Origin of the sequence: Rhizobium sp. SG570, from assembly GCF_012275345.1 — a bacterium.
Classification (GTDB): domain Bacteria; phylum Pseudomonadota; class Alphaproteobacteria; order Rhizobiales; family Rhizobiaceae; genus Rhizobium; species Rhizobium lusitanum.
This window is the reverse complement of sequence record NZ_JAAZQI010000001.1, coordinates 139,354-152,805: the sequence shown is the minus strand read 5'-3', so window position 1 is coordinate 152,805 and position 13,452 is coordinate 139,354. Positions and strand designations below refer to the sequence as shown.

The following is a 13,452-nucleotide window of genomic DNA, read 5'->3' as shown; positions in this document are numbered from 1 at the left end:
ACATCGATCAAAGTTTGCCCGCCCGCTGCTGGATCATCATGAACGTATCGAAAGTATATTCCGAGAGCTGCATCCAAAGATAGGCATCCTTTTTATAGGCTACCTGATCCTCATAGATACGTTTGAAGTAGGCGTTCGACTTTGAAAGATCGGCGTACAATCCGCTGGCCGCCTGAAAACAAGCTTCCATGATCTCTTGGCTGAAAGGACGAAGCGTCACGCCCTGCTGCACGATATCCTTCAGCGCGTGGGGGTTCTTGACATCATATTTCGCCAGCATGTTGGTGTTGGCGAAGGCACAGGCATCGGCCAGGATCGCCTGATAGTTTTTCGGAAGCGCGCCCCATTTTTCCAGATTGAAGAAGGCGTGCACGACAGCACCGCCCTCCCACCATCCGGGATAATAGTAGTATTTGGCGATCTTCTGCAGCCCGAGCTTCAGGTCGTCGTAGGGGCCGACCCATTCGGCGGCATCGACCGTGCCCTTGTCCAGCGCGTCGTAAACGCCACTGACGGCAATGTCCTGTTGCGGTATCACGCCGATCTTCTCGATCACCTTGCCCGCAAGGCCCGCGATGCGCATCTTCAAGCCCTTTAGATCATCCAGCGTATTGATTTCCTTGCGGAACCAGCCGCCCATCTGCGCCCCGGTATTACCGGCCGGGAGGCCCATTATGCCTTGCGTGGCATAGAACTCGTTCATCAGTTTGTTGCCGTCGCCCTGGTAGAACCACGCATTGGTAAGCCGGGCATTCAGGCCGAAGGGAATGGCCGTGCCAATGGCGTAGGTCGGGTCCTTGTTCCAGAAATAATAGGAACAGGTGTGCGCGGCATCGACCGTGCCGGCGCTCACCGCATCGGCAGCCTGCGCGCCAGGCACGATTTCGCCGGCTTCATAGGTCTGGATGACGAAATTGCCGTTTGTCGCGTCGGAAACATGCGCGGCGATATCCTCGGCACCGCCGTAGATCGTATCCAGGCTCTTCGGAAAGGACGATGTCATCTTCCAGGTGATCTTGGGATATTCCTGGGCCAGGGCCGGGCTCGCAAGCGCGGAGGCGGCAGCACCCGCGCCAACTGCTCCTGCCCGCCTGATGAAGGAACGGCGATCCATTGAAATCTCCCATACGGACGGCATTGCTGGGGAACGACGTTCCCGGTCATGGCGCAAGGCATGGAACTAACCACGCCGCACACGGTCTTTCAAGTTTGCTTTCGCATCGCATTATGGCGATTCCTGTACATCCTCATGACGAACGGAAACAAAGCCTTATCGAAACCGCTCCGCGTTGCCGGCCGCGCGCTCTTCGCGTAGATTTGCAGCCGGGATAATCCGCCCTCGGATTGACATCATGATCATTCAGGGGTCTCAACGAATAATCGTTTCGCATCTTCCGGAGCCTTGAATGTCCAGACCGATCATCGCCATTCCCGCAGATATCCGCGAGTTCGACGGCGCAACCTGGCATGCGGTGCAACAACAATACGTCCAGGCCACCTTCAAGGCTGCGGGACTGATGGCGCTGATCGTCCCGGCGCTGGAAGAAGAGAATGATGCGGACGCCATTCTGGACCGCGTCGACGGACTGCTCGTCTCCGGCTCTGCCAGCAACGTTCATCCGTCGCTCTATGGCAAGGAGGCTCTTGAAAGCGACGGCCCCTTCGATCCGGCACGCGATGCGACATCTTTACCGCTCATCCGCCGGGCCATCGATCGCGCCATTCCCATGCTTGCCATCTGCCGCGGCATTCAGGAACTGAACGTCGCCCTCGGCGGCACGCTTGCAAGCGAGATCCACGAACAGCCGGGCATCTGGGACCATCGCAAGCCGCAGAATGTCGATCGCGATACGATGTATTCCATCCGCCAGAGCGTTTTCGTCAAGGAAGGCTCCTGCATCGCCCGCGTCGTCGGCCCGGGCGAAGTGCGGGTCAACTCGCTGCATCGCCAGGCGATTGCCGATACGGCCCCGAGACTGCAGGTAGAGGCTCTGGCCGAAGACGGCACGATCGAAGCCGTCTCCGTCATCGGCGCGAAGGCCTTTGCCGTCGGCGTGCAATGGCATCCGGAATATTGGGTGGAAACGGACTCGCCGTCACGCAAGCTCTTTGTGGCATTCGGCGACGCCGTGCGCGACTATGCTGCGAGCAAGGAGCGGCTCGTCGCCGCTTCTCATCAGCAAAAAGCCGTTTGATCAGCCGCGCGGCTTGACCGGAGTTTCCGGCACCGGCGTCAGCGGCTTGCCCTTTTCGAACCACTCGATGATGTTGTCGGCGACGAGATCGGCCATAGCGTCGCGTGTTGGCACAGAGGCGGAAGCCACATGCGGCAATAGCGAAACGTTCGGCAGCGTGAGATAGCCGGCCGGAACATTAGGCTCGTCGTAAAACACGTCGAGGCCGGCGGCGCCGAGCGTTCCGTTGCCGAGTGCCGCGATCAGGGCGTCGTCGTCGACGGACCAGCCGCGACCGACATTGATGAACACGCCTCGCGGTCCAAGCGCCGAAAGGATCTCGGCATTGATCACCTTATGCGTTTCCGGCGTCTTGGGCACGATGGAGATCAGCGTATCCACCGATTGAGCCATCTCCTTCAGGGTCGGATAGTAGTCGTAGGGCAACGAGTCGCGCGGCGAGCGCGTGTGATAGCCGATCTTCACCTTGAACGGCTCAAGCCTTCTCGCGATCTCCATGCCGATGCGGCCGAGACCGTAAATGCCGACTCTGCGTCCCTTCATCGAGAAGGGCGAGAGCGGAAAGGCACCATCCTTCACCCAGCGCCCATCGCGCAGCCAGCTTTCCGCTTTCGGAAATTGCCGCAGCGTGTTCAGCAGAAGAGCGATCGCCGTGTCGGCAACTTCATCGTTCAGGACATCGGGCGTGTTGGTGACGACGATCCCCTTCGAGGCGGCATGCTTGACGTCGATGCCGTCATAACCGACGCCGAAATTGGCGATGACTTCGAGATGCGGAAAGGCATCGATCCAGGCGGCATTCACGCCACCGGCGACCGCAATGCCGCGCACACGCGCCGCGACGTCCGCATCGACCTGAGGCCCATCGGTGCGATCGACGGAGACGACCTCGAATTGCTTCCCAAGCCTTTCAAGAACACGCGGGTGTATCTTCCCCGGAACGAGGACGGTAGTGCGATTATCGGACATGGATCTTCCTCTTGAGAAACGGTTCGGCGCTACTGGCGAGCTTTGTAGGGCGTCGTCGACTGGCGGATGCGCATTTCCGGCTTGATAAGATGAATACCATCCGGCTCATGGCTTCCCGCTAACCTATCCAAAAGTGCTCGGGCTGCAAGCCTTCCGACCTCGGCCTGGCCGTTCCACACGGTGGTCAGCGCAGGCGTTGCGATCGCCGCCTCCTCCAGGTCGTCATAGCCGGTGACCGAGATGTCCCGTCCCGGCACGAGACCCGCGCGGGAAATGCCGTTCATGAGGCCGATGGCGACCAGATCGTTCCAGCAGACCGCCGCGGTCGGCTTCTGCGGCAGCGACAGGAAATGCACGGCTGCCTCGAAACCGCCCTGCTTGGAGCGCGCGCCGGGAATGCGCAGATCGGGATCGACTTCGATGCCCGCCTTGCGCAGCGCATTGACATAGCCCTGATAACGGTCGCGCCCGGTCGAGGTCTGGTCCGTGCCGCCGATCATGGCGATGGTGCGATGGCCGAGGCTGATCAGGTGGTTGGTCGCAAGCGAAATTCCGTAGCTGTCGTCGCCGCGAAAGGTCGGCAGATCCAGCGCCTCGATCTGGCGCGCCACAAGGATGGCCGGCATGCCGTTTTCTTCCGCCAGCTCGAAATCTTCGGGCGGCGTTCCAATCGCCGGCGACATGATGACACCGTCGCCGCCGAGTTGCAGCAGCGTCTCGATGAAGGTCCGCTGCTTCTCGACCGAATCATAATGGTTGGAAAGGATGAAGGTGTGGCGGCTGCGGTCGAGCTCGCTTTCGATCGCCTTGAGGATTTCCCCGTAAAAGGGGTTCATGATGTCGTGAACGACGACGCCGATGATCCCGGACCGCGATGTCCTGAGACTGGCCGCGCGACGGTTGTAGATATAACCCAGCGCGCGAGCCTGATCCTTGATCTTTTCGCGCGTGTTGGTCGCGACCAGCGGACTGTCGCGTAAGGCTAAGGATACCGTTGCTGTTGAAATGCCAAGCGTTTCCGCAATCGTCGAAAGCTTTATCTTTTGCGCCACGCGCACCCTCCCCGTGAAACGCAGCCATATTCACATTCCGTCGTTTAGCGATTCCGGAATTTAAAATATTTAATTAAAAGGTTTAATCACGTCGTGCAACTTGAATTCTCGGGGATTCTCAAAATTCGTCTTCGTCCTCGTCGTCATCCCCGGCCTGGAGATTGCTTTCGATCGCCTTGAGCAGGCGCACGAGCGAGCGGATGTCCTTCTCGGAGAAGCCGCGTGTAGCGAGTTCGTCACAACTGGCCGCCGAGCTTTCGATCTCGCTGACGCTGTTGCGCCCCGTTTCGGTAAGATAGACCTTGGTCAATCGGGCATCCTCGGCATCCGGCCGCCGCTCGACGAAGCCCTGCGCCTCCATGCGGCCGATCGTACGCGTCATCGTCGGCGCCTTGACGCCGAGCTTCTGCGCCAGCGATCCGGCGGGTAAGCCATCGCTTGCAGCGAGCGCGAGAATGACGCCATCCTGCCCGGCATAAAGACCGCTCGCCGTAAGGCTCCGCGTTATCACCGTACGCATCGACCGCGCCGCCTGCGTCAATGCTGGCGACAGATCGGCAAGCGTGTAGTCGCGGTGATCCTTCTTTTTACCTGACTTACTTTTCTTCCCGACCTTGTTCTTCTTACCCATCGTGATTCCGTTGACCTTTTCGCCGATGCGCCATCACGCTATGACATTGCGCAGGTTATTGACATAAACAAGAGGCACACCCTCAGATGGCGCATCCTTTGCCATGTTTCGACGACAATGATGGGACATTGACGCCGTGGGAGCGGGCAAACTGGATCGCCGTGCTGCCGCTTGGCGCCTATGAGCAACACGGCCCGCATCTGCCCTTCGAGACCGACACGCTGATCGCCGAAGGCATCGTCTCGCGTCTGAAGGTTGCCCTGCCCGCCAATTTACCCGTCACCTTCCTGGCCGTCGAGCCTGTCGGCTACTCCGTCGAGCATATGGACGTCGCCGGTTCGAAGACCCTGGCCTTCGACGAAGCCATCAGCCGCTGGCTCGGCATCGCCGAGCGGATGAGCGGGCTCGGCATCCGCAAACTCGTCATGCTCAATGCCCACGGCGGAAACTCACCGCTCATGGCCATCGTCGCGACGGAAGCGCGCGTGCGCTTCGCCATGCTGGCGGTGGCAACCAGCTGGACCCGCTTCGGCATTCCGGACGGACTGATCGCGCCTGATGACAAGGCCATCGACATTCACGGCGGCGATATCGAGACTTCTGTCATGCTTGCCCTGCATCCTGAAAAAGTCGATATGTCGAAGGCTGCGGATTTCCCATCCCTGCAGTCCGACTATATGCAGCGCTTCAAGCACTTGCGAGCCTATGGGCCGCATGCTTTCGGCTGGAAGATGTCCGATCTGAGTGCCCAGGGTGTCACCGGCAATGCTGGCGCCGCCACAGCGGAAAAAGGCGAAAGGCTGATTGCGCATGCGGTGCAAGGGCTTGTCGAACTGCTTGAGGATGTCGACAGCTTCGATGTGACGACGCTGACTTGACCAGGCGACCCAATCTCCTGATCCCAAACCTAATGTGATCTTATAACATACAAAAGCCTTTGAACTGACGCTGCCAACTCCTTATATGGAACCCGATCAATGTCCGCTCCCCGGGGCAACCTTCCATATTTCGAGGCTCCCATGACCGAAACAGCCACGCAAAAGCCCATTCCCGTTACCGTTCTCACCGGCTATCTCGGCGCCGGCAAGACGACGCTGCTCAATCGCATCCTCTCCGAAAACCACGGCAAGAAATACGCCGTCATCGTCAACGAGTTCGGCGAGATCGGCATCGACAACGACCTCATCGTCGAGTCGGATGAAGAAATCTACGAGATGAACAATGGCTGCGTCTGCTGCACGGTGCGCGGCGACCTCATCCGCGTCGTCGAGGGCCTGATGCGCCGCCCTGGCCGCTTTGACGGCATCATCGTCGAAACGACGGGCCTTGCCGATCCGGTTCCCGTTGCCCAGACCTTTTTCATGGACGACGACGTCCGCGCCAAGACCGAACTCGACGCCGTCGTTGCGCTTGTCGACGCCAAGCACCTGCCGCTGCGCCTGAAGGACAGCCGCGAGGCCGAAGACCAGATCGCTTTTGCCGACGTTGTCGTCATCAACAAGTCCGATCTCGTATCGCCGGCAGAGCTGGCCCAGATCGAGGACATCGTCCGCGCGATCAACCCGGCCGCCCGCGTCTACAAGACGACCCGCTCCGGCGTCGACCTCGCCCGCGTGCTGAACCAGGGCGCCTTCAATCTGGAACGGGCTCTCGAAAACGACCCGCATTTCCTCGAGCACGGCCATGACGACCATGTCTGCGGCCCGGATTGCAATCATGACCATCACGACCATGATCACCACCATCATGGCCACGACCATCACCACCATGATCATGACCACGACCACCATAGCCACGCCCCTTCGCCCATCCACGACGTGACCGTGCAATCGGTGTCGCTGCGCGGCGGCGAGATGAATGCGGAGCGCTTCTTCCCCTGGATCCAGAAGATCACGCAGACTCAGGGGCCGAACATCCTGCGCCTCAAAGGCATCATCGCCTTCAAGAACGATCCGGAGCGCTATGTCGTCCAAGGCGTGCACATGATCATCGAGGGCGACCATCAGCGTGCCTGGAAGGATGGCGAAAAGCATGAGAGCCGCCTGGTCTTCATCGGCCGCGAACTCGACCGCGAAAAGCTGGAAGCAAGTTTCAAGGCTTGCGAGGCGTCTGCCTGATGCCGACTGTCGCTCCGCTTGATATCGACGGCCACGTTCTGGCCGTCGAATTTTTAGGGGACACCCCCTTCTTCGCCAGCGCCGCCGGCGCAGTCCATCGCCTCGAGGGTGGAGACAAGGTCACCGAGGCCCATCGGGGCATGCTGACCTGCATTCGCGATCCCCATAGCGACAGCCTGATTTCCGGTGGCGAGGACGGTAAAGTCCTGCGGATTGCGGCCGATGGCAGTGTGACGGTTCTGGCCGAGGTCCCGCGCAAATGGATCGGGCAGATTGCCGCCGGTCCGCAGGGTGCGGTGGCCTACTCCTATGGAAAGAGCACCTTCGTGCGGCTGTCCGACGGCACGACGAAGGAGTTTCCCGAAGAACGCACGGTCGAAGGCATCGCCTTCGCTCCCAAGGGCTTGCGCATCGCCGTCGCCCGCTACAACGGCGTGTCGCTTCACTGGGTCGGCATGAGCGCGCAGCCGGTCAATCTGGAATGGAAGGGCGCCCATACCGGCGTCACCTTCTCGCCGGACGGCCAGTTCATCGTGACAACCATGCAGGAAAACGCCCTGCATGGCTGGAAGCTGGATGTCAAGCCAGGCGCCGAAGCCAGGCACATGCGCATGACGGGCTATCCCGCCAAGGTGAAATCCCTGTCCTGGTCCAACAAGGGCAAATGGCTAGCCTCTTCCGGCGCGCCGGCGGCGATCGTCTGGCCCTTCCAGGGCAAGGATGGACCGATGGGCAAGGCGCCGCTCGAGCTCGGCACCCGCGCCAACATCATGGCGACCTCGGTGAAATTCCACGCCGCCGAGGATATTCTCGCCATCGGCTTCATCGACGGCATGATCCTGGCGGTCCGTCTTGGCGACGCCAAGGAAGCGCTCTTGCGCCGGCCGGGCAAGGGTGCGATCACATCGATGAGCTGGAGCAAATCCGGCAAGCTGCTCGCCTTTGCCTCCGAGGCCGGCGATTGCGGCGTCGTAGACGTTTCCGGTTGAACAGAAAGACAGGATCATGCCTCAGTCGGGAACGGCAATTGCCGGAAATACCCCTGCCCCAGCCGAAAACGTCTGGGATGTGATCCGCCGCGAGGCCGCCGAACTCGCTGAGCACGAGCCGACGCTCGCCCCGCCGCTGCGAGCGCAGATCCTGGCCAGCCCCTCGGATGCAGACAGCCTTGCCAATGTGCTCGCCGCACGGCTTTGCGTCGTCCGGATCGAGTACGACGATCTGCTTTCGCTGCTGTCCGGCGTGCTGGCGCGGCATGTCGCAATCCTGCAAGCGACGGAGGCCGATCTCGTCGCCGTGCGCACCCGCGATCCCGCCTGCACGACCTATCTGCATGCGCTTTTGAATTTGAAGGGCTTTCACGCCCTGCAGACCCACCGCATCGCCCATGCGCTCTGGACCGAAGGCCGCACCGAAATCGCCAGCTGGCTTTCCAACCTCGTCTCGCTCGTCTTCGGCCCGGATATTCATCCGGCCGCACGGATTGGCTCCTCCATCATGCTCGATCATGGCTCCGGCATCGTCATCGGCGAGACAGCCGTGATCGAGGATGAGGTTTCCATCCTGCAGAACGTCACGCTTGGCGGCACCGGCAAGGAAAGCGGGGACCGGCATCCGAAGATCCGCCACGGCGTGATGATCGGCGCCGGCGCCAAGATCCTCGGCAACATCGAAGTCGGCGCCTTCAGCAAGGTGGCGGCGGGCAGCGTCGTGGTGAAGCCCGTCCCACCCCACTGCACCGTTGCCGGCGTCCCGGCCACGGTGGTGCGCATCCACCCAGCCGACGTGATCCCGGCGGAAACGATGGATCAGAATATCTAATTCTAGTTTCCGAGCCATCGTGGCCACCCGTCCTTCGAGGCTCCGCCCCCTTCGACAGGCTCAGGGGGCTGCGCACATCGGGATAAGACAGGGTGAGTTCGGAGCCACGACAAACGATTGAGCCTTCTTTGCCTCCAAGTGGGGAAGAACTAGCCCTCATGGTGAGGAGGCCCAAAGGGCCGTCTCGAACCCCGAGGACGGGTGATCAGCTGCCTCCCCGCCCGTGACATAAGGTAGCATCGCCAGCGCCCTCATGTCTCGCCAGCATACAAACCTCTCCGTCATCTCAGCAAAATCAGCCGCCCAGCCGCACCCCTCACGCGGTGCAATCCTCCTCCCCTTCATGGAACTGTCATACTCCGTTGATAGCTCGAAAGAGTTCTCTATGCCCGGCGCGGCGCAACAAGCGCCGGAGCAATGCCCCCACTCGAAGAGGATATGACGATGACCAGTCTTTCGCGTCGCGCCGCCCTTGCAGCCGGCAGCGCGCTTACCCTTATTTCGCTCTGTTCCACCGCCGGCGCCGCCGATATGGCGCCCGCGCCGAATACCGCAACGCCGATCAAGCACCTGGTGGTTATTTTCCAGGAAAACGTCTCTTTCGACCATTACTTCGCGACCTACCCCAAGGCCGCCAACATCGCCGGCGAGCCGGAATTCAAGGCCGCCGACAACACGCCGACCGACATCAACACGCTGGCAAATGCGGGCCTGCTGGACAACAATCCGAACAAGACCAACACGGCGAACGGCGCCGACGCCGCAGCCCCCTTCCGCCTCGATCGCACGCAGGCGGCCACCCAGTCCCAGAACCACGGCTATACTGCCGAGCAGGCCGCCTATAACAATTTCGCCATGGACCTCTTTCCGGCCAATACCGGCAGGGGCACCAAGGGTGCGGCCGGCGCCTTCGGCACGAAGGGCCAGGTCATGGGCTATTATGACGGCAACACCGTCACCGCCCTCTGGAATTACGCTCAGCATTACGCACTGAACGACAATTCCTTCTCTACCAACTTTGGCCCCTCGACCCCCGGCGCCCTGAACCTCATCTCCGGCCAGACCAACGGTGCCATCCTGCCGCCCGGCTACGCGCTGGAAAGCGACGGCACCTATTCGAAGGGGCGCATCGTGCCCGATGGCAGCGGCGGCTGGACCGCGATCAGCGATTTCGACCCGACAGGCGACGTCTGCTCGACCGGCCAGACGGCCCTGATGTATGGCAAGAACATCGGCGACATGCTGAACGAGCACAAGATCACCTGGGGCTTCTTCGAAGGCGGCTTCGACCTGACGTTGACCAACCCCGACGGCACGACCGGCTGCAAGCGTGCGACCACCTCGACCGTCACCAAGGTCAACTACACGGACTACATCCCGCATCACCAGCCGTTCCAGTACTACGCCTCGACCGCCAATCCGACGCATGCGCGCCCGTCCTCCGTGGCCGCGATCGGCACCACGGACGCCGCCAACCATCAGTACGACACGACCGACTTCTATGCGGCGCTGAAGAACGGCAACATGCCGGCCGTCAGCTTTCTGAAGGCGCCTGCCTATCAGGACGGCCATGCCGGCTATTCCGACCCGCTCGACGAGCAGGAATTCATGACGCAGGTGGTCAACACCGTCCAGGACTCGCCGGACTGGAAGGACACCGCCATCATCATCCTCTACGACGACTCCGATGGCTGGTATGATCACGCCCATGCAGTGGTCAATCCATCAAAGCTCGGCGTCAAGGGCTATGACGTGCTGACCGGTGGCGACAGCTGTTCGACCGGTACGCCGCTGCCCGGTGTCAACGGTCAGCCGGCCCAGGGCCGTTGCGGCTACGGCACGCGTCAGCCGCTGCTGGTCATCTCGCCCTACTCCAAGGTCAACTTCGTCGATCACACGCTGACCGACCAGACCTCGGTCATGCGTTTCATCGAGGATAACTGGATGGGCGGCGCCCGCCTTGGCGGCGGCTCATTCGATGCCATCTCCGGCTCGCTGAAGGCCATGTTCGACTGGTCCAAGGACGATACGCCGAAGCTGATCCTCGATCCGAAGACCGGCAATCAGGCCTCTTGATGCAAAAAGGGGGGACGGAAATGCCCTTGCAGATCGACCGCCGTCTCCTGCCCTTCATCGCACTCGCGGGCCTATCGCTCGCGAGTGCGGCCATTGGCGCGGCAAGCAAGCCGGTCGCCAATGCTGCCGCCACGGACGGCTATGACGACCAGGCGCCGCTGAGTGCCGTCGCCCAGCTCGGCAAGCAGCTCTTTTTCGATCCGACGCTATCGGGCGGCGGCCAGATGTCCTGCGCCACCTGCCACGATCCCGGCAATCATTATGCGCCCGCCAACGATCGCGCCGTGCAGCTCGGCGGCCCGCATCTCGACCAGCCGGGCATCCGCGCCGTGCCGAGCCTCGCTTACAAGATGTCGACGCCTTCCTTCTCGGTCGGGGCTGAAAGCGCTGCCGACGAGGCTGTCGAAGCCGCGCCGATGACCGAAGCTTCAGGCGTGGCACTCGCCAACGCGCCGGCGGCCATAGCCGGGCCGCTGACGGCGCAAGCCGTCGTCAAGGCCGATTCGACCGCTCCGGATCTGGTGCCGCAAGGCGGAATGTTCTGGGATGGACGCGTGGATTCGCTGGAAGAGCAGGCTTTGCAGCCGATGATCTCACCGTTCGAAATGGCGAATGTGGATGCGGCCACCGTCTATGCGAAGCTGAAGAAAGGCTACGGCAAGGACATCTCCGCACTCTTCGGCAAGAATATCCTCGACGATCAGGACATGACGATCGCCGAAATCGGCTTCGCCCTTGCCCGCTACCAGATCGAGGAGCCGTCCTTCCATCCCTATACGAGCAAATATGATTATTACCTTCGCGGCAAGGCGGTGCTCACGGATGCGGAGGCACGGGGATTGAAGCTGTTCGACGATCCGAACAAGGGCAATTGCGCCTCGTGTCACCTCGACAAGATGACCGGCGACGGACAGATGCCGAACTTCACGGATTTCGAATTCGAAGCCCTGGGAGCGCCGCGCAATCCGGCCATTCCGGCCAATGCCGATCCGAACTACGACGATACCGGCATTTGTGGCCCGCTGCGCAATGACACCTATTCCGCCCAGCCGCAGAATTGCGGGCTGTTCAAGACGCCGACATTGCGCAACGTCGCCGCTCGCCACGTCTTCTTCCACAATGGCGTCTATCGCACGCTCGAGGACGTGACGCGCTTCTACGTCAAGCGCGACACCAATCCTGGGGAGATCTATCCGAAGGATGCCGGTGGCAAGGTGATGAAATACAACGATCTGCCTGAGCAGTACCGGGCCAATATCGACGTCATCGACGCGCCGATGAACCGCAAGCTCGGCGACGCACCGGCGCTCAACGACGTCGAGATCGCCGATGTCGTCGCATTCCTGAAGACGCTGACGGACGGTTACGACCCTGCGAAGGAAAGTGTGAAGGCGGCGAATTAAGCCGCTTTTTCAACGGCTTCTTTGGGCTGGGTCTGAAACTCGACGCGATCCCGCCCGTTGCGCTTGGCGCGATAAACGGCTTCGTCAGCTCGTTCCAGGAGCCGTTCGAGGCTGTTGCGGCCCTCGGCAATACCGATCGACAAAGTCGGCGAGACCTGTAGGTCGCTTTCCCGCGACATGGCATCGGCGAAGGCTGCACGAATGCGTTGCGCCAGTCGCACCGCCTCGTCCGCCGCGGTGTATTCGACGACGAGCACGAATTCATCCCCGCCCTGACGTGCCACGATGCCTCGGACGCCAAGCTGCGATTTCGCCACCTGCACGAAGAGACTGAGGATGCGATCCCCCACCGCATGGCCATGGCTGTCGTTGAGCGTTTTGAAATGATCGATGTCGATCAGGAACACGGCAACGGGCAGCCTTCCGGCCAGCCGCGTATAGGCGCTGGCAAGACCGCTGCGGTTCATCGCGCCGGTCAGCGGATCGTGATGGGCAAGCTCGATCAGCTTGTTACGGTTGCGCTCGGAAGCCATCAGAACAATGGTGATGCCGCGCAGGCAGATGAAAACCGCGGCCGTCAGCGCCAGCCACTGATCGCCGCTGGGTTTGTCGAACAGGCCGTCGCCATCCAGCCGGCCCAGAAGGGCAAGCGTTGCCCGTCCCGCAAAGATCAACGATGTCGGGGCAAAAAGGCCAACGAGGATCCAGCCGGAAGCCAAAGTCTCGCGCCGGACAAGCCTGTATCCCTCACGCATGATCGCGAGATCGCAGAAACTGAAGATGAAGGAGAGATAGGCGATGCGCGGCAAATAGCTGGCGCCGTCATCGAAAACGAGAAACAAGGGCAATGAGCCGATGGCGATGACGGCAGCATAGCCCCGTAAATCGATGGGTTTTCCGGCAAAGATCTTGATAGCCGCGAGCAAAGCTATGTAACCCGCCAGCGTCAGGCTGTTCGCCACGCCGACCGTTATGAAATCCGGAGCGATATCGCGCAAGGCGACGCCGAGAGAGCCAAGGCCCAACAGCACATTGCTTCCGCCCCACCACAGAGGCCAGCGTTCGAACCGTCCCGTCGCAAACGCGAGAAGCTGCACGCAGCCCAGCACAAGACAAGCGAAACCACAGACAACATAGATCGTCCGCAGATCCAGCACCATGATGACGTCGTCCCTTGTCGACCCTCTG

12 protein-coding genes are annotated in these 13,452 nt (G+C 61.1%); 7 read left to right on the top strand and 5 right to left on the bottom strand.

What is annotated here, in order from left to right; all coding sequences use genetic code 11:
- Positions 1-7 precede the first annotated feature (7 nt).
- Positions 8-1,114: a TRAP transporter substrate-binding protein gene (locus FHT28_RS00740; RefSeq protein ID WP_037196336.1), complete on the bottom strand. Its 1,107-nt coding sequence runs from the start codon at positions 1,112-1,114 to the stop codon at positions 8-10.
- A 292-nt stretch (positions 1,115-1,406) separates the two neighbouring features.
- On the opposite strand from FHT28_RS00740, the gene FHT28_RS00735 reads away from it, so the two are divergent.
- Entirely contained in the window at positions 1,407-2,195 is a 789-nt protein-coding gene (locus tag FHT28_RS00735; protein WP_168595344.1) for a gamma-glutamyl-gamma-aminobutyrate hydrolase family protein, read from the top strand.
- Here the strand turns inward: FHT28_RS00735 and FHT28_RS00730 are convergent, their stop codons facing one another.
- The 3 genes from FHT28_RS00730 to FHT28_RS00720 all read right to left on the bottom strand — a co-directional run bounded on the left by FHT28_RS00730 (position 2,196) and on the right by FHT28_RS00720 (position 4,847).
- The gene (locus FHT28_RS00730) at positions 2,196-3,164 is read right to left on the bottom strand and encodes a 2-hydroxyacid dehydrogenase (RefSeq protein ID WP_168595343.1); all 969 of its coding nucleotides are present in this window, start codon (positions 3,162-3,164) and stop codon (positions 2,196-2,198) included. It lies immediately after the preceding gene.
- A 29-nt stretch (positions 3,165-3,193) separates the two neighbouring features.
- On the bottom strand, positions 3,194-4,216 hold the full coding sequence (locus tag FHT28_RS00725; protein ID WP_037196333.1) for a LacI family DNA-binding transcriptional regulator: 1,023 nt from the start codon (positions 4,214-4,216) through the stop codon (positions 3,194-3,196).
- Between the two features lie 118 nt (positions 4,217-4,334).
- Positions 4,335-4,847, bottom strand: coding sequence for a MarR family winged helix-turn-helix transcriptional regulator (locus FHT28_RS00720; protein WP_037196332.1), 513 nt, complete (start codon positions 4,845-4,847; stop codon positions 4,335-4,337).
- Positions 4,848-4,933: 86 nt separating this feature from the next.
- On the opposite strand from FHT28_RS00720, the gene FHT28_RS00715 reads away from it, so the two are divergent.
- The 6 genes from FHT28_RS00715 (at position 4,934) to FHT28_RS00690 (ending at position 12,264) form a co-directional block, all read left to right on the top strand.
- Entirely contained in the window at positions 4,934-5,725 is a 792-nt protein-coding gene (locus FHT28_RS00715) for a creatininase family protein (protein WP_168595342.1), read from the top strand.
- Positions 5,726-5,866: 141 nt separating this feature from the next.
- Positions 5,867-6,964: a GTP-binding protein gene (locus FHT28_RS00710; RefSeq protein WP_168595341.1), complete on the top strand. Its 1,098-nt coding sequence runs from the start codon at positions 5,867-5,869 to the stop codon at positions 6,962-6,964.
- Positions 6,964-7,953 carry a WD40 repeat domain-containing protein gene (locus tag FHT28_RS00705; protein ID WP_168595340.1) on the top strand — a complete coding sequence of 330 codons (990 nt, stop codon included), beginning with the start codon at positions 6,964-6,966 and terminating at the stop codon, positions 7,951-7,953. Before FHT28_RS00710 ends, FHT28_RS00705 begins: the two co-directional genes overlap by 1 nt.
- A 16-nt stretch (positions 7,954-7,969) precedes the next feature.
- A complete protein-coding gene (gene cysE / locus FHT28_RS00700) occupies positions 7,970-8,785 on the top strand; it encodes a serine O-acetyltransferase (protein ID WP_168595339.1) in 816 nt (271 codons plus the stop codon).
- 444 nt (positions 8,786-9,229) lie between these two features.
- Complete coding sequence (locus tag FHT28_RS00695) at positions 9,230-10,861, top strand: alkaline phosphatase family protein (protein ID WP_168595338.1); 1,632 nt, start codon at positions 9,230-9,232, stop codon at positions 10,859-10,861.
- A 20-nt stretch (positions 10,862-10,881) separates the two neighbouring features.
- Positions 10,882-12,264: a cytochrome c peroxidase gene (locus FHT28_RS00690; protein ID WP_168595337.1), complete on the top strand. Its 1,383-nt coding sequence runs from the start codon at positions 10,882-10,884 to the stop codon at positions 12,262-12,264.
- On the opposite strand, the gene FHT28_RS00685 is transcribed toward FHT28_RS00690, so the two are convergent.
- Positions 12,261-13,424: a GGDEF domain-containing protein gene (locus FHT28_RS00685; RefSeq protein WP_168595336.1), complete on the bottom strand. Its 1,164-nt coding sequence runs from the start codon at positions 13,422-13,424 to the stop codon at positions 12,261-12,263. The genes FHT28_RS00690 and FHT28_RS00685 overlap by 4 nt on opposite strands.
- Positions 13,425-13,452: the final 28 nt, after the last annotated feature.